Below are 20,658 nucleotides of genomic sequence, written 5' to 3' on the forward strand. Positions count from 1 at the left end.
AGGTACCGAACGGGCAGGTACCAAAAATAAATATCGTTCGCCCCGCGTGCGCTATCCAGATATACTTGCGCGGCTAACCCCTATCAACCCCGAAAGAAGCGCAGGTTTATGGATCTAGTCCGAATCCTCTTCACCCGCTCGGAGCCTTATACGCTCTACGTCATAGCGGTACTTATCCTGCAAGCGCTGTCCACCGCAGCGACCCTGTATCTGCCCTCCTTGAACGCCAAGATCATTGATGAAGGCGTGTCCAAGGGCGATATCGACTATATCTGGCGCACCGGCGGAATCATGCTCATCGTAGCCTTTGTCCAGGTCATTACCGCCATCGGCGCGGTGTGGTTCGGCAGCCGCACCGCCATGGGCGTGGGGCGGGATTTGCGCAGCGAGGTCTTCCGCAAGGTCACCAGCTTCTCCGCAGAAGATATGAGCAAGTTCGGCACGCCCACGCTTATTACCCGCGGCACCAATGACGTGCAGCAGGTGCAGATGGTCTACATGATGATGCTGAACTTCATGGTCACAGCACCCATTATGTCCATAGGCGGCATCATCATGGCCATCCGCGAGGACGCCGGGCTGTCCTGGTTGGTCTGGGTTTCTGTCGCGGTGTTGCTCGGCACCATCTCCGTCCTCATCGCGCGGCTTATGCCGCTTTTTCGTTCTATGCAGGACAAATTGGACACCATCAACGGCACCTTGCGCGAGCAAATCACCGGCATCCGCGTCGTGCGCGCCTTTGTGCGCGAGGCTTATGAAACTGAGCGTTTTACCAAGGCCAATAAGGACATTACCCAGCTTTCGCTGAAAATCGGCCAGCTTTTTGTCCTCATGTTCCCGATTATCACCGTCATTTTGAACGTGGCCACGGGCGCAGTGCTGTGGTTTGGCGGCCAGCGCGTGGATGCCGGGCTTGTCGATGTCGGCGGGCTCACCGCTTTCCTGCAGTACCTGCTGCAAATCCTCGCCGCGGTCATGATGGGCACGTTTATGGCGATGATGCTTCCGCGCGCCCTCGTGTGTGCCCGCCGCATCACCGGCGTCTTAAGCCACAAGCCTTCCATTACCCCGCCGAAAGATACCGTCACCCCGGCGACCAATTCCGGCACGGTGGAATTTCGCAATGTCAGTTTCTCCTATGCCGGGGCGGATGCCCCAGTCCTAGAGGATATTTCCTTTACCGCCACTCCCGGCACCACCACCGCGATCATCGGTTCTACCGGCGCGGGCAAGACCACGCTGCTTTCCCTCATCCCGCGCCTGTACGTCCCGAGCGCGGGCGAGGTGCTTATCGATGCCACTCCCACAACCTCCCTCTCCCGCCCGGACATCGTCAGCCGCGTTTCGCTCGTGCCGCAAAAGGCCTACCTCTTTAGTGGCACGGTGGCCTCCAATCTGCGGTTGGGCCGCCCCGAGGCCACCGATGATGAATTATGGGAGGCGCTGCGCGTGGCGCAGGCGGACTTCGTCGATGAATTAGACATGCCCATCGCACAGGGCGGCACCAATGTATCGGGCGGGCAGCGCCAGCGCCTCTCCATTGCCCGCATGCTCGTGGCTAAGCCGCGCATTTATCTCTTCGATGATTCCTTCTCCGCGCTGGATGTGGTTACGGATGCCAACGTGCGCGCCGCCATGCACAAGTCTTTTGCCGAGCGCGGCGAGGACGTCACCACCATCATAGTCGCCCAGCGCGTGGCCTCCATCCAGGATGCCGATCAGATTTTGGTCATCGATAAAGGACGGATTGTCGCCCGCGGTACCCACACTGAGTTGCTGAAATCCTCGGGCGTGTACCAGGAAATCGTTGAATCCCAAGAAACCGCCGGAGTAGCTGGAGGAGAGCACTAATGGCCAAGGACACCACACACAACTCCTCCGCTGAGGACGCCGAGCTCCAGGAGCTTGAGGCTAAGGTCGCCGCCGATGAATGGTCCGGTTCCGCGCCCCGCCAGGCCAAGAATTTCTGGCCCTCTGCTAAACGCTTGCTACTACTTCTCATGCCCTATAAGCGGCTGCTAGCGGTAGTGGCGGCGATGAACATAGTCTGCGTCTTCCTCGCGGTCTTCGCACCCAAGGTCTTGGGCGATGCCATGGACGTCATCTTCTCCGGCGTTATCTCCCGCGAGCTGCCATCTGGTATCTCGGCGCAGCAAGCCATCGACGGCATGCGCGCCCAGGGCCAGGATCAGGTGGCCGATATGGCCTCCGGCATGGACTTCACTCCCGGCGAGGGCATCGACTTTACCCGCTTGGGCACGCTTATCATCGCGGTGATCGCGATGTACATCGTCTCTGCCGCCTTCGAGCTCTGGCAAGGGCTCATCTTAAACCGCCTGACCGTCGACACGGTCTACGAGCTGCGCCAGCGCGTAGAGGCCAAGGTGCATGCGCTGCCGTTGAATTACTTCGATTCCCACCAGCGCGGCGATATCCTCTCGCGCACCACCAATGACATCGACAATGTGCAACAGGCCCTCCAACAGGCACTCTCCCAGCTGTTTTATAATATCCTGATGATCCTGGGCATCACCGTGATGATGTTTAGCATCTCTTGGCAGCTTGCCCTGGTGGCACTCTTGGCGCTGCCGCTGACCGCGCTGATCATCGGGGTCATTGGCGGACGCTCGCAACGCCAATTCAAAACCCAGTGGCGCGCTACCGGCCAGCTCAATGGGCAGGTGGAGGAGTCCTTCTCCGGCCGTGATCTGGGCGTCGTCTTTGGCCGCACTGAGGATATGACGCGCCAATTTGATGAGCGCAATGACGAACTCTTCCGCTCCTCCGCGCTGGCGCAATTCCTCTCCGGCATCATGATGCCCATCATGCAATTCGTGTCCTACTTGTCTTATGTGGCCATCGCCGTCCTCGGCGGCCTGCGCGTGGCCAACGGGCAGATGACCCTGGGCCAGGTCACCGCCTTTATCCAGTACTCCCGCGAATTTAACCAGCCGTTGGGCCAATTGGGCGGCATGATGCAACAGGTGCAATCCGGCGTGGCCTCTGCCGAGCGCGTCTTCGAGTTCCTCGACGCCGAAGAGCAAACGTTGGAGAACACCAGCGATGAGCTAGCCGGCCGAGCCCGCGGCCGCGTGGAGTTTCAGGACGTTGACTTTTCCTATTCGCCGGAGAAGGAACTTATTACCGGGCTCAACCTGCGCGTGGAGCCGGGGCAAACCGCGGCGATCGTGGGCCCTACCGGCGCGGGCAAGACCACCATGGTCAACCTGCTCATGCGCTTTTATGACATCGATTCTGGGCGCATTCTTATCGATGGCCACGATACCGCCCACATGCCCCGCACCGCCCTGCGCTCCCAGGTGGGCATGGTGCTACAAGATGCCGTCCTCTTTGAGGGCACCATCATGGACAATATCCGCTACGGCCGGCTTGATGCCACGGACGATGAGGTCATCGCCGCGGCCAAAGCCACCTACGTGGATCGCTTCGTGCACTCCCTGCCGGAGGGGTATGACACCATCATCGACCAAGATGGCGGCGCCATCTCCGCCGGTGAGCGCCAGCTGATTACCATCGCTCGCGCCTTTTTGGCCCAGCCCGCATTGCTCATCTTGGATGAGGCGACCTCGTCCGTGGATACCCGCACCGAGGTACTCGTCCAAGACGCCATGAATGCCCTGCGCGCTGAGCGCACCTCCTTCGTCATTGCCCACCGCTTGTCCACCATCCGGGATGCTGATCTGATCTTGGTGATGGAAAACGGGGGCATCGTCGAGCAAGGCTCGCACGAAGAACTACTGCGCGCCCAAGGCTCTTATTGGCGCCTGCACCAATCGCAGTTCAACAAGGCTTAAAGGGAAGCTGCAGCGTGGTTACTTCACGTTGAGCTGGACTTGCGGGGCGTGCAAATTAGCGCCCTGCAGGTTGACCAGCTCCATGGTGACATCTTGCAGCGAAATGTGCTCCATCAGAACGTTCGGGATAGGAGCATCGGGCACCACGTGCGGGTCAGGAACGCCCAATTGATCAAGCACCGCGTTGAGATCGCCGTTGGATAAATCGACGTTTACCGGGATGGTGGGGTGATCCACCACCGCGGGTGTTGTCTGCAGTCCAGTGGTCAGGACGGTGACCGGCCCGTCCGTGACGGTGGTTTCCACGTCACCAGTGGTTAGCTTGCCTTGTCCCATAGCTGCGGGCAGGGTCAACGCCAGGTTTCGCGCGGCCAACTTGTCACCTACGAGTTTCAGCGCTCGTTGCTCACCCTGTGCGGTAGGCACAGTGATAAGCGAGGCGCTTACGTTCCCAGTCAGGGTGACATTATCAGCAGTCACCGTGCTGAGTTCAGATTGCGCTAAGGCCAAGCCTTCCTGCGCACGGGTTTCCTCAGGTTGGTTCACCGCACACACCGCTGTAAAAGCGCAGAGCACTGCGAGCGCACTACCTTTTACCACACGAGCAGAGCGACGACGCGGTAGTGAGCTCAGCCTGAATAGCTTCATGCTGAAACCGCCAGTTCTTTGGCCTGGGACTTTTTCTTCTTCTTGTGCTTCTTAGGAGACTTCTGGCGCTCCTGTGGCTGCCAGGCAAATGCGAGCGCACCACCGATAATGCCCAAAAGGCTACCAATCACGAAGCCGCCCAGGTTTGTGGTGGGAAGCGCGATGATTGCTACCAAGATGGCTAAAACACCCAGGTAAGACGATGTCTCCTGCCTAAACCAAGATCCAAAGCCGAACATGATTAGTGCCGCACCAATAAGAAGCGTCGAAACGCCAGACACCGTGGAAATCATGACCAGCAGATCAGAAATGCGCACAGTAATATAAGCCGGCGCTGCGATGGCGATGCCGGACAAGATAAGCAACAAGCCACCCGCGAACGGACGACGCTTGCGCCAGTGTTTAAACCGCTGCCACCAGCTTTCTTTAGGGGCCACTCGGGTGACGGCTTTGTCATTTTTGTTATTCGCTGCGGAATCCTGCGGTTCATTAGCACTTTTTACCGCATCCGCTACCGACTGCGATGAGTTCTCTCCATCGCTTTCCGCCGCAGCCGTTGCTTCAGCACCAGCATCAGCGGTGCCGTCGGCCTTCGTCTCCGCAGCACTAGTGTGATCGGTGCCAGCGGCGGCCTCGCCAGCGGCATGTCCGGCCGGCTCTTGGGAAGAATCTTGGGCGCTGCGTGCAGCTTCGCCGTTATCGGTACCGGTCTCGTTCACCGCAGGCATGCGCAAAGTCTCATCATCAGAAGACTTAGCAGCCATTGTTGTTGCTTCCCCTCTTCACCGTCACATTCACACCAGAGGCAGCGAGCCTTTCTGCTCCCACCGAGGTCGTGCGAATATCATCCGCGCTCAGGGTCACCTTCTGCGCGTACAATCCCCACGAACCTGGATCTGCCCTGTCATTGACCTGGCTAGCATCAATACCCACGTTGGCGTTCGTCAGATCCAGCTGACCCTTAATGTCGGTAGCACCAACCAAAAGGTTCTCTACCTCCACACTGTCATCACCATTCGCACGGAGGGCGAAGGTGGTCTCGCCAATCCCTGGGACATCAGGAAGGTTGGCGGACAGGCACAAGTTGGAGGCCACGGCGTGCTCAAACTTCAAACGCGCGGCGGGGATGGTTTCTTCTCCCATCTTGTCCCTATCAACAAAGATCGACAATCCTTCGCCCTCCAGGTGGCTCATGTTCACCTTAAAGAAGGTTCCTGAAAGTGCGATATTGGCGGTCAAGCCGCCTTGGGCTACCGCAAAACCTGTTACACCAAAAGCTGCAAGCCCGGCAGTCAGTGCGGTTGCAAACTTTGGAATACTAATCCTGCCCATGAAGGAACCTTTCTGTGGAATTGAAAAGGCGGGGTCCCTGCCTGTTTTAGCGGCATCCCCCGTCTACGGTGAATTTTCAGCCCACTCTTTACCGCGGCCAGAGATTTAAAGGCCGAGGATGAGTAATAGACCTACGCAATCCACTGATTAAATGAGCTTGAACACACGTTAACACTACCTGAGACACATCACACAAAAAGGGGTGCAATTAAATGCGCCCGCAACGGTGTAGTCCAGATCATATGTTTAATGAAGACTATCGCACCCCCTGCCATTGTCAACTTCCGATCCCCCGCTAAACCTGCAGCGCACAAAGTTACACCCCCAAATTTGTGCGCCATGTAATAGGTGTGCACCGGTGTGTGTTACGCTACACAACCAACAGATTTTATCGACTAAGGAGGGTCGAATTGTCCAACTCACTGAAACCCGAAAATACACAGGCAAACGAAGAAAATACCCACATTGATTCCCCTCAGTCCGGTGCAGAAGAAGTAAACGCTCAGGACAAGAAGGAAGAAAAGCGCGAACTGCGCCGCGCTCCTTTGGGACCGGATTCCCTGTTGTGGAAGTGGGGCTCGGATAACCGCCTGCAGCTGCTGCGTGGCTACACCGGCATTTTGCAGAATATGCACCCCGCGATTGGTCAGTCCCTTTTGGACCACTCGAAGTTCTTCGACGAACCTTTCGCCCGCCTGCAGCGCTCTACGCCGCAGATTATTGAGTCCATCTACGATGATGGGGACATCGGTGAGCGCATTCGCGACTACCACGTCACTATTAAGGGCACGCTGCAAAATGGCGAGCGTTACCACTCCTTGAACCCAGAGACTTACTACTGGGCACACGCTACCTTCGTCTACCGCGTTATCTACGCCCAAGAGCTCTTCGGTACCCCGTTCACCAAGGAAGAGCGCGACCAAATCGTTCGCGAGGGCGTGACTTGGTGGGATAAGTACGGCATGTCTGAGCGCCCGGTCATTGATAACTACGATGACTTGATCAAGTACATGGATGAGATGGCAGACACCGTGCTTGAGCGCAACGAGACCGTTGACTTCGCACTGCGCACCGCACGCGTAGAGCCGGTCAAGGCTCCGGAAGGCGTTCCAGAGGCCGTATGGAAGGTTATCTGGAAGCCCATTATGCGCAGCGCCATCTGGTTGACTGTGGCTACCCTGCCGCAGAAGTACCGCGACATCTTGGAGCTGAAGTGGACCAAGCGCGACCAGAAGCGCTTCGACCGCATCGCTAAGTCCGTTCGCTTCATCATGGACCACCTCCCAGAGGATAAGCGCTACATGGAGCCGGGTCGTTCCTTGATGATCAAGAACGGGATGATCGAGGGCAAGTACAAGGAGCCGAAGAAGATCCAAGGCTACAACGCCACCCAGGCTAAGGACTCTGCTGCCACCGCGGAATCTACCGACAAACCGGATTCCGATGATGCAGTAGCCGCACGCCGTGCAGCCGGCTGCCCGTTCTAAAACATACCGGCTTCCTTATTGTTCGTGAGCTTTTTAGCTCACGAACCTTTTCATTGATCTTTCTGGAGCGTGCATTACATGTCTTTACCACGCCGTCTACAAGAACGGCCCTTGCCACAGCAATTACTAACTGAGCTACAACATCTCACCACTAACTACTCCACCGGTTCGCTGGATAAAGGCGAACGCAAAGCGGTCCACTCCCCCTTATTTGAAGAAGAATTAGGCTGGGTTGGAGTAGGTTCCGAAGAAGACGTAGATGAAGCTTTCCGCCGTTCGCGTCAGGCCCAAAAGGCCTGGGCCGATACCGACGTTAAACAGCGCGTAAAGGTAATGAAGCGCTTCCACCACCTCGTGGCTAAACACCGCGAGCTGCTTGCGGATTTCATCCAATTGGAAACCGGCAAGGACCGCACGGCCGCCTTTGATGAGGTACTCGACGTACTAAATAACGCGCGTTATTACTCAAATAATGCGCCAAAGCTATTGGCCACCCAGAAGCAGCCGGGCGCATTTCCGCTCATCACCAAAACGCACTTGCAGCGAGTTCCTAAGGGCGTTGTGGGGCAAATCAGCCCGTGGAACTATCCATTAGCATTGGGCATTTCCGATGCCGTTGCGGCACTGCTTGCCGGCAATGGCGTTGTGGCCAAGCCCGATGGATCCACCCCGTTTTCTAACCTGATTTCCCTCTACCTCTTGAAGGAAGCAGGACTGCCGAAGGATTTGCTGCAGATCGTTACCGGCTCCGGTCGAGTCGTTGGCTCAGCCATCTCCGAACACTGCGATTACCTGATGTTTACCGGTTCCACCAAGACCGGCAAGATTTTGGGCGCCACCGTAGGCGAGCGCCTCGTCGGATACTCCGCAGAACTGGGTGGTAAGAACCCGATGATCATCGCGCCGGATGCGGACATCGACAAGCATATTGACACCATCGCTACCGCTTGCTTTTCCAATTCGGGCCAGCTGTGCGTGTCGATTGAACGCATCTACGTCCCCGATGCCATCTTCGATCAATTCATTACCGCATTCCGCCGGGCAACCGAATCCATCAAACTTGGTTCCGGTTTGAACTGGGACTACACGATGGGTTCACTCATCGGCCAAAACCAACTAGATGTGGTGCAGCACTTTGTCGACGATGCCGTAGATAAGGGTGCCACCGTTATTACCGGCGGCAAGCCCCGCCCGGATATTGGCCCCTACCACTTTGAGCCCACGGTTCTCACTGATTTGGCAGAAGGCACCGAGCTTGCAGAGCAAGAGGTCTTTGGCCCCGTGGTGTACGTGCAACGCGTGCGCGATGTCGAAGAGGCCATCGAGCAGGCGAATAAATTGCCCTACGGTCTGAACTCCTCTGTATTCGGCCAGCCCGAAACCGCGCAAGGCATCGCTGAGAAAATCGATGCAGGCAGCGTGACCATCAATGACGGCTACGCCTCCACGTGGGCCTCAATTTCCACCCCGTTGGGTGGCGTCAAGGAGTCTGGCGTTGGCCGCCGCCATGGCCACGAGGGGCTGACCAAATATACGGAAGCGAAGAATATCTCCTCGCAAAGGATCATGCCGATGCGCGGACCAAGTTGGCTTCCCAATAAGTACTACGGCACCCTGCTGAGCTCCGCGTTGCGCTTAGGAAAAACCTTGCGCTTCCTCCCCTAGGCACTGCGCAGCATAACCAGCCACCTTTTAAATTCAGTAACTCACTTCACATTCAATGGGTATCTGTGTACTATCACAACATATTCACGAATTGTGTCCTCTGGGAATATAAATTGCACAACACACAGCGGCCAGTAAGCGCCCTGTGAAACTCGAAAGGAACAGTATGTTCAAGCCATACCGCCGACCGACTGTCGCAGTGGTTGGTGCCGGAGTAGCCGGATGCGCCGCGGCTTCTGAATGCGCATTCTCTGGATTCGACACCGTTCTTTTTGAACAAGAACCATACATCGGCGGCCACTTCAATTCCGCTGAAGCCACCGAGGTTTCCCGGAAGTACCACTTCCGTACCCCGTACCTCCGCCTCACCAAAACTGATGGCTCGCCAGCTTCTGTAGTACGCCACCTTGAGGAGGCTGTTGCTGCCAGTGGCGCCGAGTTCCGCGGTTCCACAGCCGTTACGGGTGCCGAATTCGACCGTGCAGAAGGCAAATGGGAAATCTCCTACCTCGGTGATTCTGGTCAGGAAACCCAAGCTTTCGATGTGTTGATTCGCGCCACCGGTGAGGAATCCCCGTGGATTTCCGTTCCGGGACGGTCAAAGGCCAGCGTCGATGACATGTACCTCCACCACGGTGTAGAGGTATTTGGGCTGCCTAATGCCCTCTTCGTTGACGGCCCCACCCCGCGCGACTCTTACCTCAAACGTCGCCCACTGGCTGTCATCGAAGCCCGCGCCGATCACTGCCGTCGTTACGTCCGCCAGCTCGAGATTCGTGGACCAGGAGAACTAACCGTCAAGCACGATAAGTGGTTGGTTCAGCCCGGTACCGTACGCGGAATCCGCGAAGTGCTCGCAGGGTTCGATGCACCGGCCCATGATTTCAAGCGAGCATCCAACTATGCCCCTGAGTCCTCCTCGTCTGAACGCCAGAATCAACAAAAGTCCGCTACTGCCCTTAAGGAGGCATAATGACTACTCTGAGCAATCCTGAAAGCACTGTAAACGACAAGCACACCCAGACCGCAGATAACAATACCGATAACCTGCCTGAGCTGGGCCCAGATTCCATCCTGTGGCAGCGCTTTGGTGACTGGCGCTCCGCATTCGTCGCACTGTCTGCTGGTCTTTTGCAGATTGCCCAGCGTGACGTCAGCCGGTCCCTGGTGCAGCACTCCAACGTTTTTGATAACGAGGTTGCACGCTTGGTTCGCTCCGCCTTCCCGATCATCCGCACGATCTATGAAGGCCCAGAAGTTGGCGTCATGATTCGTGACTTCCACAAGGACATCAAGGGCACCCACCCAGATGGAAGCCGCTACCACCCGCTGAACCCGGATGTTTACTACTGGGCACACGCCACCTTCGCTGCAATGCCGTACCAGTTGGCCGGCAACTTCATGGATCCTTTGACCCCAGAGGAGCGCGAGCAGCTCTTCCAGGAGACCCGTACCTGGTACACCTTCTACGAGGTTGCAGAGCCCGACGATGCGCCAAAGACGTACGCTGAGTTTGAAGAGTACGTGGACAACATGATCGATACCCTCGATATCAGCGAAACCATCGAGCGCTCCCGCATCATCAACGGCCTCACCCTCGACACCCCAGATCCCAAGGTGCCCAACTGGCTGTGGAAGCCCATTGCACCTTACGCATCCCGCCTGCTGTTGTGGGTTGCTATCGGCATGATTCCGGACAAGCTGCGCAACAAGCTTGGCTGGGAGTGGACCAAGAAGGATGAGCGCAAGCTCAAGATCTTCTCCCGCGCCGTCCGTGGCGTCTTCTCCGTCCTTCCGCGTAAAGCACGCATGGTTCCTATTGCTACCCGCGCCTTTGAGAAGGCGGAAGCTGAAGGCGGCTTCCACTACTAAGGCCTTTACCCCTTCACTCATAGTTACTGAATACTGACTCCCACGATTTCACCTTGAGGCTTTAAGGTAGATAACAACGTGGAGCATCAGTAGTGAAGGAGCACGAATGACAACCGTGTCCGGTTGGATTGCTATAGCCACATCGATTCCGGTGTGGCTATACTTTTTCGCCCGCATAGGCGCGCTCATTAAGTTCATCCGCTCGGGCGGGCCAACCCAACTAGAGCGCACCAATAGCCCTGTAAAACGCCTCGGGCGCGTGCTGGCAGAGGTCTTCGGCCACACCCACTTCAAGGGAAAACCATTGGTCAATGCCGCCCACTGGGCGGTCATGGTGGGCTTCTTATTCGGCATCCTGGTGTGGTTTGAGGCCTATATTCAAACCTTCGCCCCGGATAAAGGGTGGCCCGGCTTAAGCACCTGGCCGGTGTATCACTTTGTGGAAGAAGTACTTGGCATCGGCACGGTGCTGGGCATCTGCTTCCTCATCGGCGTGCGCCTGAAACTAGGCGATACCGAGCGCGGCAGCCGCTTTTTCAACTCCCAAACGGCAGCGGCCCGCTGGGTGGAGGCCATCGTTTTCATCGAGGGCCTCAGCATGCTCTTGGTCAAAGCCTCCAAAATCGCAGCTTTTGGTGGCGGTTCCGCAGTCGCGGATTTCTTGACTATTCACTTAGCTAAGGCACTGCCCGAATCCCCGGCACTGGTCAGCTTCTTCGCCTTGGTCAAGCTGCTATCCGGGCTCCTTTTCATCTTCTTTATTTCCCGCAAATTCCAGTGGGGTGTCATGTGGCACCGCTTCATGGCGTTTTTCAATATCTTTTTCCAGCGCAATACCTCTGGGGAAAAGGCGCTCAAATCCCTGCCCACCCCGGACTTGGAAGAAGACATCACCCCTGGCAGCTGGAAGATGCTGCTGGATTCAACCGCGTGCACCGAGTGCGGCCGCTGCCAAGAGCTGTGCCCGGCCTGGAATACCGATAAGCCGCTCAGCCCCAAAAAGGTCATGATGGACTTGCGCCAAGGCGCGCTAGATAATTACAACCCGCACGAGGGCCTCGATGTGCTCTCGATGGCTGGCGTCATCGACGATGATGTCCTGTGGTCCTGCACCAACTGCGGTGCCTGCGTGGATCAGTGCCCCACCGATATCGAGCACATTGACCATATTGCAGACCTGCGCCGCTTCAAGGTTTTGGCAGAATCCGATTTCCCATCGGAGCTTACCGGCCTATTTAAGAACATGGAGACCAAGGGCAACCCCTGGGGCCGCAATAATTCCGAGCGCCGCGCCTGGATTGATGAGGCGCGTGCTGATGGCATCGAGGTCCCCATCATTGGCGAGGATGCCGCGGACTTCTCCGATATGGAATACCTTCTCTGGGTAGGCTGCGCCGGCGCTTATGATGACAATGGCCGCCGCACCACCCGCGCCGTCGTGGATCTTCTCCACACCGCCGGCGTGAAATTCGGTGTGCTTTCTACTGGTGAGACCTGCACCGGCGATCCCGCCCGCCGCGCCGGCAACGAGTTTTTGTTCCAGATGATGGCGCAACAAAACGTTGAAACACTCAACAACGCTTTCGAGGGCGTGCCGGAAGGCCAGCGGAAAATCATCACGACGTGCCCACACTGCTTTAATACCATCCGCAATGAGTACCCGGACTTCGACGGGCATTTCGATGTCTTCCACCACACGCAGCTACTCAACCGTCTGGTGCGCGAGAAGCTGCTGCAGCCGGTTCCGCGCACCCCAGAAAACCGCAAGCCCATCACTTATCACGACCCGTGCTTCTTAGGCCGGCACAATAAGGTCTTCGATCCACCACGCGAGCTTCTCGAGGCCACGGGCGTCGAGCTGCGCGAGATGGACAAGTCCCGCGATGAAGCCTTCTGCTGTGGCGCCGGCGGCGCGCGCATGTTCATGGAAGAAAAGTTGGGTTCTCGCATCAATGAGTTCCGCACGGAGCAGGCACTGGAGACCGGCGCCGAGGAAATCGCCACTGGCTGCCCGTTCTGCAATGTCATGATGACCGGCGGCGTGAAGTCTCTGGCCGCCGAGTCCACCCCCACCACACAGGTCAACGACGTGGCCACCATGCTGCGCAACTCCATTTCCCTGGATGACAAGGGCACCCTTCCAGAACCCCGCCCCAAGGCCTTTTTGGGCACCCCAGTGCGCCACCGTGCGGCTTCAGCTACCGCTACCGCTGAATCCCCCAAGGCACCCGCGCCTGCCGATGCCCCCTCCTCTACCAACACCCCCACCGCTACCACGCCACCCGCCGCGCCTTCTGCTCCTTCGGCACCGGCGGCTCCAAGCGCGCCCTCTGCTCCGACGACTCCCGCGGCCCCCAATGCTGCGGCTCCATCCGCGCCAAAGGCTCCTTCTACCCCGGCTGCCCCCAAGGCCCCTTCGGCACCCAGCGCACCGAGTGCTCCCTCCGCGCCTAGCGCGCCAACCCCACCGGGTGCCCCCACGCCGCCAAAGGCTCCCAAGGCCCCCGCTGCTCCTGCCGCTCCGGGTTCTTCTTCGGCACCTAACGCCCCGGCGGCTCCGAAGGCTCCGGCAGCACCAAGTGCCCCGGCAGCTCCAGGTGCCCCGACTCCGCCGGCTGCTCCAGATGCGAAGGCACCCGCGGCACCCCAACCGCCTAGTGCCCCGCAGCCACCCGCTGCTTCGCAAGCACCAACTACGCCACAACCACCTGCAGCTCCACAGCCGCCAAAGGCTCCGCAAGCTGCCAAGGCGCCACAGGTTCCAGCAGCGCCAAAGCCACCGCAGGCTGACAAGAAACCCGAGGCAGCGGCGCCACCCGCGCCTCCTGCTCCGCCGGCATCGGCCACGCCGCCCGCTCCGCCGGCACCACCGGCGTCATCGGAAAGCGCAGAGGCTCCCAAGGCCCCAAAGCCACCGGAACCGCCGAAGCCACCCTCACCGCCGAAAGACGCGAATACCGAGTAGGCATGTGCAGGGGTGAGTGCGTACGCTGTGATTCATGCAATTAGATGTGGGATGGGCTGCGGATACTTTTGTTCTGGCAGCAGGTGCGACGGAAAACACCACTAGCCTCGTTTCCTTTGCCTGGATCATGCTTGCGGCGCTACTGGCGCCGATAGTGTCGTTCATGTTGGGCAACCGGCTGCCGGCCGTTGCCCTTTTGATCATCTTTGGCATGGTCATCGGCCCATCGCTTTTGGATGTCGCCCATGAGGATGCTGGCATCAGCATGCTGAAAGAGCTGGGTGTTGGTGCGCTCTTCTTGCTCGCAGGTTTTGAGATCGAGATTTCTACGCTCAAGACCAAAGAAGCGGGAACTGCACTGTCCACCTGGCTTATCTGCCTCGTGGCCTGTGGTGTCGGTGCCTACTTCTTGGTCGATAATGTCCCGGGCGCTATCGTGGTGGCGCTGGCGCTAACGTCTACGGCGCTGGGCACACTGCAGCCCATGCTAAAACAGGACCGCGTGCTCGAGACCAAAGTGGGCAAATCGGTCATGATTCACGGTGCTATTGGTGAGGTCGCCCCCATTACCGCGATGGCCCTGCTGCTTAGCACGCGCTCCACGTGGACCACGCTGCTGATTATGCTCGCGTTCATTGGCATCGCCGTGGCTGTTGCCATCATGCCGGCGGCCATTGCAACGACGATTCCGTGGGTTAAAGCGGCGTTTATCTCCGGTGCAGGGTCCACCAACCAAACCATTTTGCGCCTTATCATCCTGATCCTTGCCACCCTCATGGCCGTCACGGCGGTCTTTGAACTAGACATCGTGCTGGGCGCCTTCGCCGCCGGCATCATCTTGAACCGCATCATTCCGGATGAGTTCCATCGCCGGCTGGAGCACCGCCTCGATGTGGTCTTCCACTCCATGCTCATCCCGGTCTTCTTCGTGGTCTCTGGTATGACGATTAACTGGGATACCATCGCTAATAACCCAGGGAAGGTACTGGGCATCCCGGCGCTTATTCTCGTTACCCGCGGCCTGCCGGTATTCCTGCGCGAGAATGTGGGTCACACCGGCTCCGAAATTGAAACGGTGCGCGAGCGCCTGCAGGTCAGTTTGTACACGGCTACCGGCCTGCCGATCATCGTTGCTGTGACATCGCTGGCGGTTAATTCCGAATTGATGAAGCAAGAAACCGCCTCGATCTTCGTTGCAGGTGGCGCGTTGACCGTTGCCATCTTCCCGTTTCTGGCCAACTTGGTGGGAAGGAAAGACTCCAAGACGGTTGATGAATCCGACCCAAAGAAGAAATCGGATTCTAACGAGGACGACAAGGAAGAAGAGTCCCAAGAACTCTAATCTTTTACTCCGCACTAGAAGCTATGCCCTGCCACCGCGGCAGGGCATATTCTTTTTGAATCAGCTTGTCTATTATGGTGACTGTGACTAATAGCTACGGACCCTCCCCCTATGACCGGACACTGCGTCTATCTGATTCAGAGCGCAACGATGCCCTGACGGATCTAGCCCGCGCAGTGGGCGAAGGCCGCTTATCGATGACCGAGTTTGAGGAGCGCTCCGATAGCGTCATGCAGGCCGTTACCCACAAGGACCTAGCACCAATTTTCAGCGATATCCCTGCGACCGGATCGCAAGAGGTAAAGATCTACTCCCAAGGCGATGTGGACCGCGCCGTTAATGCCGCGAAGAAGCCCCGCATCGCTACCGCCCTGACCAGCTCGATCATTTTGATCGCGGCATCTCCTACTCTTGTCATGCTCAGCGCCACCATGAATAGCCCCTGGTTGCTGGCGGGTGGCGCCGTAGCCGCAGCGCTCATTCCCATCGTGTGGATCCTCTTGTACGTGGCCAAGGTGGGCCCGCAATCGTGGCATGCCCCCTCGGTGCGGCAGATTGAGCGCCAACAGCAGCGCGAGATCCGTGCGCTGACGGCACACGAGCGGGCGCACCAAAAAGAATTAGAAAAGAAAAAGTGGGCCGAGCGCCGCCAACAGGCCGGTGAACTTACTGGTCAGGCTATGGAAATGGCGAAGAAGCAAATCAACAAGTGGAATAATAAATAGCGCTGAGGCGCGCTGCAATATTTCTTAACGCTGTGAAAGATGGCACAATATTGCCATGACTTCTCCCAAACCCCGCATCTTTGACCAGTCCGAAAAATTAAAGGGCATCGCTTACGATATTCGCGGTGAGGTCTCAGCGGAAGCGGAGAGAATGGAACTGGATGGCCACACCATCCTCAAGCTCAATACGGGCAACCCCGCCGTCTTTGGCTTCGATGCACCCGATGTCATCATGCGCGATATGATCAGCGCCTTGCCCACCTCCCAGGGCTATTCCACGTCCAAAGGCATTAGCTCGGCCCGCCGGTCCATCGTCACGCGCTATGAGCTCGAGGACTTCCCACCTTTTGATATTAACGATGTCTTCTTGGGCAATGGCGTATCCGAGCTCATCACCATGACCACCCAGGCGTTGCTCAATAATGGCGATGAGATTCTCATCCCGGCGCCGGATTACCCGCTGTGGACGGCAGCAACCTCGCTGGCCGGTGGCACACCAGTGCACTACCTATGCGATGAGGAAGATGAATGGAATCCGTCTATCGAGGATATTAGATCCAAGGTCACCGAAAAGACCAAGGCCATCGTGGTCATCAACCCGAATAACCCAACCGGTGCGGTGTACTCGCGCGAGGTCCTGCAACAAATCGTGGATATCGCGCGCGAGCACAACCTGCTCATCTTGGCCGATGAGATTTATGACCGCATCCTTTATGACGATGCGAAGCATATCTCCATCGCCTCGCTGGCCCCCGATCTCTTGACCTTTACCTTTAATGGCCTGTCCAAGGCCTACCGAGTATGCGGCTACCGCGCGGGCTGGATGGTCATTACGGGTCCGAAGCATCATGCGCACGGGCTCATTGAGGGACTCGAATTGTTGGCCGGTACCCGCCTGTGCCCGAATGTTCCCGCGCAACACGCCATCCAAGTGGCACTGGGCGGGCGCCAATCTATCTACGAGCTCACCGGGGCTGGGGGACGATTGCTGCGCCAGCGCAATATCGCTTATGACAAGCTCAATGAGATTCCGGGCGTTTCCGCGGTAAAGCCCAAGGGCGCGCTGTACCTCTTCCCGCGTTTGGATCCCAATGTCTATAAGATTCACGATGATTCCAAGCTCATGTTGGACATCCTCAAGGCGGAAAAGATCCTCATGGTCCAAGGCACCGGCTTCAACTGGCCGCACCCGGATCACTTCCGCGTGGTCACGCTGCCCTGGGCCTCCCAATTAGAAAACGCCATCGAACGCTTGGGCAATTTCTTAGTAAGCTACCGCCAATAGCACCCCAGCAGGCGATTGGTAATTGCAGTAATAATCGTTCACAATACACCGTATGGGACGGCATTCCTCGGTTTCTAATTCCACGTCGGGCTCGGCTTCGCGGCATCGGCAAGCGCAGCGTCGATCGGAGCCCAGCGGGCACGCGCCAGGCCAGTCGGCGTTGGAACGCCTACATCCACGTCAGCTGGCGCAGAAGGTATCCGGCCACCCGTGGCGCGTTGGGCTGGCCACCGCCATCGGCGCGGCGCTCATCGCCATGCTGATAAGCCTCGTCTTCCTCTGGCCGTCTAGTGCCGCCTCGAAGCACACCTCGGAGGAGTTCGAGTCCACCTACGCGCTGAACCACCCGCAGGTTGAGGCAACAGTGGAAAAGACTGACCATTCCGCGTGCCAATCGGAGCAGACCGGCCTGGCCTTCGATACCCCGCCGTTGATTCCGGAAAAGGAAGAGGTGGACTGTGACCGGGCGCTGGTGAAGATCACCTCCGGCGAGGACGAGGGGAAGATGACCCAATTGGTCACCTACGGCAACGCGGGCGACCCAGAATTGCAGCCGGGCGATAATATCGTGCTGTCCAAGGCCACCGATCCCACCGGGTCCGTCTCGTATGCCTTTGCCGATTATCAGCGCAGCAATAGCCTCCTTCTGTGGGGAGTGGTCATCGCTATTGTCATCATCGCTTTCGCGGCCTGGCATGGGGTGCGCGCGATCATCGGCTTGGGGCTAAGCCTTGGCATCGTCTTTAGCTTCCTCATCCCAGCGCTCATCGCGGGCACCAATCCCCTATGGGTGGCGCTTGCCGCCTGTACCGCCATCATTCTCCTTGCCGTTCCCCTCGTCCACGGCGTGAATTGGAAATCCGCCTCCGCGGTGAGCGGTTCCCTGACTGCGCTCGCCATCGCCGCATTCCTTGCGTGGGCGGCCATCGATAGTTCGCAGCTGCAAGGCTATAGCTCCGAAGACAACCTCAAGCTGCTGTTATATATGCCCAACGTTTCCATCCTGGGCGTGCTGCTGTGTGGCTTCGTCGTAGGCGCGTTGGGCAGCCTTGCCGATGTCGCCATTGCCCAAGCCTCCACCATCACCGAGCTGCACGAATCCGATCCCGCGGCCTCACCGCTCGAGCTATTTTTATCCGCCATGCGGGTCGGCCGCGACCACATTGCCTCGATGGTCTATACCCTCATTTTGACCTATACCGGCGCCGCATTGCCCCTACTCCTGCTCATCACCGCCGCCGAACGCCCCGCGGGGCAAATCCTCAGCAGCGATCTCGTCGCCACCGAGCTCCTGCGCTCCGGCGTCGGCGCCATGGCGCTGACCCTCGCGGTGCCGATTACCACGCTGATTGCCGCGTTTACGGTTCCGTCGCGCCGCCGTTAAAGCGTGCGACCCAGCGCCTGAATCTTCCAACCGGCGTTGGACCAAGCCGCAACGTCGAGCACATTGCGGCCATCGATAATGTGCTTATTATCTACGAGCTCGCCGGCCTCATTCGGGTCCAGAACCTTAAATTGCTGCCATTCGGTGGCCAGGATGACCAACTCCGCCTCCCGCAAGGCGGATTCCGTATCGGCGGCATAGTCCAAGGTGGGAAAAACCTTCTTGGCGTTGTCCATACCCTCAGGGTCATAGACGGTCACCGCAGCACCCGCCAAGGACAAGGACCCAGCAACCGAGAGCGCCGGCGAATCGCGCACATCATCCGAATTCGGCTTAAAAGCACAGCCCAGCACGGTAACGCGGTGGCCCAAAAGCGAGCCATTGAAGGCTTCTTTAGACAGGTCCACCATGCGGTCGCGCCGCCGCATATTAATCGCGTCCACCTCTCGCAAAAAGGTCAGGGCCTGATCGGCGCCGAGCTCACCGGCGCGCGCCATAAAGGCGCGAATATCCTTAGGCAGGCAACCACCGCCAAAGCCCAGGCCCGCGCCGAGGAACGTGCGGCCGATGCGCTTGTCTATGCCAATGGCATCCGCCAGCGCCACCACATCCGCCCCCGCGATCTCACAAATCTCAGAGACCGCATTGATAAAGGAAATCTTGGTGGCCAAAAAAGCATTGGCGGAAACTTTTACCAGCTCTGCGGTCTGCAGATCGGTCACGATGAAGGGTGTATCCTGCGCTAACGGCTGCGCGTAGATCTCACGGGCAAGCTCCTCCGCACGAGATTCCGATTCACGGGTTCCAATCACGATGCGGTCCGGGGTGATGGTGTCGTGCACCGCATAACCCTCGCGCAAGAATTCCGGGTTCCACGCGATTTCCACGCGGGTTCCCTCGGGCGCCAAACTATCCGCCAGTTCTTGTAGTTCGGCCGCCGTTCCTACCGGAACGGTGGATTTGCCAAAGATGACGTGCTCCCCGCGCAGCTTGGGCACCAAGTCCGTGATAACGGACTTAACGTAAGTCATATCCGCCGCATAAGAGCCGCGGCGCTGCGGGGTTCCCACGCCGAGAAAGTGCACGTTGGCGAATTGCGCAGCCTCGTCATAATCCGTGCTAAACCCTAAGCGCCCAGCATCAATATTGCGCTCGAGCACCTCCGGTAGCCGCGGCTCAAAAAAGGGAACCTTGCCCGATTGCAAGACGGAGATTTTATCCTCGTCTACATCGACGCCTAAAACTTCATGCCCCAATTCCGCCATGCAGGCGGCGTGGGTGGCACCCAGGTAACCGGTGCCAATAACAGTCATCCGCATAAAACCTCATCCTAGAGATTTTATGTAAATACCAGATTAATCCCTGCGGAAGTTCAGGTAAGACTTTGATGGCGTTGGGCCGCGCTGACCTTGGTACTTCGATCCCAAGGCACCCGTGCCATAGGGGCTTTCCGCCGGCGAGGTCATCTTAAAGATGGCCAACTGGCCCACCTTCATCCCCGGCCACAGCGCAATGGGCAGGTTCGCGGTATTGGAAAGCTCCAGGGTGATGTGCCCGGAAAAGCCGGGATCGATAAAGCCCGCGGTGGAGTGGGTCAATAGCCCCAGCCGCCCCAGCGAGGACTTGCCTTCCAACCGTCCGGCCAAGTCAGCCGGGAGGGTGAATTTCTCCAGCGTGGCGCCAAGGACAAACTCGCCGGGGTGGAGAATGAAGGATTGATCCTCTTCTACTTCCACCAACGTGGTAAGCTCCGGCATCTCCGCCTTGGGGTCAATGTGCGTATAGCGGGAGTTATTGAATACCCGGAAATACTTATCCAAGCGCACGTCAACGGAAGAAGGCTGGATAAGCTCACTATCAAAGGGGTCGATGCCCAGCTCTCCGGAATCAATGGCGGAACGAATATCACGATCTGAAAGAAGCACGGACCCGATTCTACTCAATCGCCTGCCCAAGGTGTATAGTAGGGAAAGCGCATTTAGCGCAGTGCCGACGTAGTTTAATGGTAGAACTGCAGCTTCCCAAGCTGCTGGCGCGGGTTCGATTCCCGTCGTCGGCTCCATGTCATGAGTCGCGACATGCTTGACAGGTCAGTCGCGACATCGTTGACAAACCGGCATCTCAGTCGTTTTTGTTCT

General features: G+C 58.0%; 16 protein-coding genes and 1 tRNA gene. 12 read left to right on the forward strand and 5 right to left on the reverse strand.

All coding sequences use genetic code 11. From position 1 onward, the window contains the following. Positions 1-108 precede the first annotated feature (108 nt). Entirely contained in the window at positions 109-1,851 is a 1,743-nt protein-coding gene (locus QP891_RS07510) for an ABC transporter ATP-binding protein (RefSeq protein WP_284770409.1), read from the forward strand. Further along, complete coding sequence (locus tag QP891_RS07515) at positions 1,851-3,815, forward strand: ABC transporter ATP-binding protein (protein ID WP_284770408.1); 1,965 nt, start codon at positions 1,851-1,853, stop codon at positions 3,813-3,815. Before QP891_RS07510 ends, QP891_RS07515 begins: the two co-directional genes overlap by 1 nt. 18 nt (positions 3,816-3,833) lie before the next feature. Here the strand turns inward: QP891_RS07515 and QP891_RS07520 are convergent, their stop codons facing one another. The 3 genes from QP891_RS07520 to QP891_RS07530 all read right to left on the reverse strand — a co-directional run bounded on the left by QP891_RS07520 (position 3,834) and on the right by QP891_RS07530 (position 5,795). Next, a complete protein-coding gene (locus QP891_RS07520) occupies positions 3,834-4,361 on the reverse strand; it encodes a hypothetical protein (RefSeq protein ID WP_284770407.1) in 528 nt (175 codons plus the stop codon). 98 nt (positions 4,362-4,459) lie between these two features. Continuing rightward, positions 4,460-5,227, reverse strand: a complete 768-nt coding sequence (locus QP891_RS07525; protein ID WP_284770406.1) for a DUF6114 domain-containing protein — start codon at positions 5,225-5,227, stop codon at positions 4,460-4,462. After that, positions 5,217-5,795 carry a DUF6230 family protein gene (locus QP891_RS07530; protein WP_284770405.1) on the reverse strand — a complete coding sequence of 193 codons (579 nt, stop codon included), beginning with the start codon at positions 5,793-5,795 and terminating at the stop codon, positions 5,217-5,219. The genes QP891_RS07525 and QP891_RS07530 overlap by 11 nt, the downstream gene beginning before the upstream one ends. 410 nt (positions 5,796-6,205) lie before the next feature. Here QP891_RS07530 and QP891_RS07535 point away from each other — a divergent pair, with 410 nt between their 5' ends. The 9 genes from QP891_RS07535 (at position 6,206) to QP891_RS07575 (ending at position 18,520) form a co-directional block, all read left to right on the forward strand. After that, positions 6,206-7,282: an oxygenase MpaB family protein gene (locus tag QP891_RS07535; protein WP_284770404.1), complete on the forward strand. Its 1,077-nt coding sequence runs from the start codon at positions 6,206-6,208 to the stop codon at positions 7,280-7,282. Positions 7,283-7,360: 78 nt separating this feature from the next. Further along, positions 7,361-8,947, forward strand: coding sequence for a succinic semialdehyde dehydrogenase (locus tag QP891_RS07540; RefSeq protein WP_284770403.1), 1,587 nt, complete (start codon positions 7,361-7,363; stop codon positions 8,945-8,947). Positions 8,948-9,113: 166 nt separating this feature from the next. Next, positions 9,114-9,920, forward strand: coding sequence for an NAD(P)-binding protein (locus QP891_RS07545; RefSeq protein ID WP_284770402.1), 807 nt, complete (start codon positions 9,114-9,116; stop codon positions 9,918-9,920). Further along, positions 9,920-10,819 (forward strand): oxygenase MpaB family protein, encoded by a 900-nt coding sequence (locus tag QP891_RS07550; RefSeq protein ID WP_284770401.1) that lies wholly within the window; start codon positions 9,920-9,922, stop codon positions 10,817-10,819. Before QP891_RS07545 ends, QP891_RS07550 begins: the two co-directional genes overlap by 1 nt. 106 nt (positions 10,820-10,925) lie before the next feature. Beyond that, positions 10,926-13,784, forward strand: coding sequence for a (Fe-S)-binding protein (locus QP891_RS07555; protein ID WP_284770400.1), 2,859 nt, complete (start codon positions 10,926-10,928; stop codon positions 13,782-13,784). A gap of 34 nt (positions 13,785-13,818) precedes the next feature. Continuing rightward, positions 13,819-15,126, forward strand: coding sequence for a cation:proton antiporter (locus QP891_RS07560; RefSeq protein WP_284770399.1), 1,308 nt, complete (start codon positions 13,819-13,821; stop codon positions 15,124-15,126). Positions 15,127-15,200: 74 nt separating this feature from the next. Continuing rightward, positions 15,201-15,851, forward strand: a complete 651-nt coding sequence (locus QP891_RS07565; protein WP_284770398.1) for a DUF1707 SHOCT-like domain-containing protein — start codon at positions 15,201-15,203, stop codon at positions 15,849-15,851. A 55-nt stretch (positions 15,852-15,906) separates the two neighbouring features. Continuing rightward, positions 15,907-17,136 carry a pyridoxal phosphate-dependent aminotransferase gene (locus tag QP891_RS07570; RefSeq protein ID WP_284770397.1) on the forward strand — a complete coding sequence of 410 codons (1,230 nt, stop codon included), beginning with the start codon at positions 15,907-15,909 and terminating at the stop codon, positions 17,134-17,136. A 223-nt stretch (positions 17,137-17,359) separates the two neighbouring features. Further along, entirely contained in the window at positions 17,360-18,520 is a 1,161-nt protein-coding gene (locus tag QP891_RS07575; RefSeq protein ID WP_410763673.1) for a YibE/F family protein, read from the forward strand. On the opposite strand, the gene QP891_RS07580 is transcribed toward QP891_RS07575, so the two are convergent. Together QP891_RS07580 and dcd are read right to left on the reverse strand one after the other, a co-directional pair. After that, on the reverse strand, positions 18,517-19,839 hold the full coding sequence (locus tag QP891_RS07580; protein WP_284770396.1) for a UDP-glucose dehydrogenase family protein: 1,323 nt from the start codon (positions 19,837-19,839) through the stop codon (positions 18,517-18,519). The two genes, QP891_RS07575 and QP891_RS07580, sit on opposite strands and share 4 nt — an antisense overlap. A 36-nt stretch (positions 19,840-19,875) precedes the next feature. Continuing rightward, entirely contained in the window at positions 19,876-20,445 is a 570-nt protein-coding gene (gene dcd / locus QP891_RS07585) for a dCTP deaminase (protein ID WP_284630788.1), read from the reverse strand. A gap of 63 nt (positions 20,446-20,508) precedes the next feature. Here dcd and QP891_RS07590 point away from each other — a divergent pair. Continuing rightward, a tRNA-Gly gene (locus tag QP891_RS07590) sits at positions 20,509-20,582 on the forward strand. Positions 20,583-20,658: the final 76 nt, after the last annotated feature.

The organism is Corynebacterium sp. MSK310, from assembly GCF_030227355.1.
Taxonomy (GTDB): Bacteria; Actinomycetota; Actinomycetes; order Mycobacteriales; family Mycobacteriaceae; genus Corynebacterium; species Corynebacterium rhinophilum.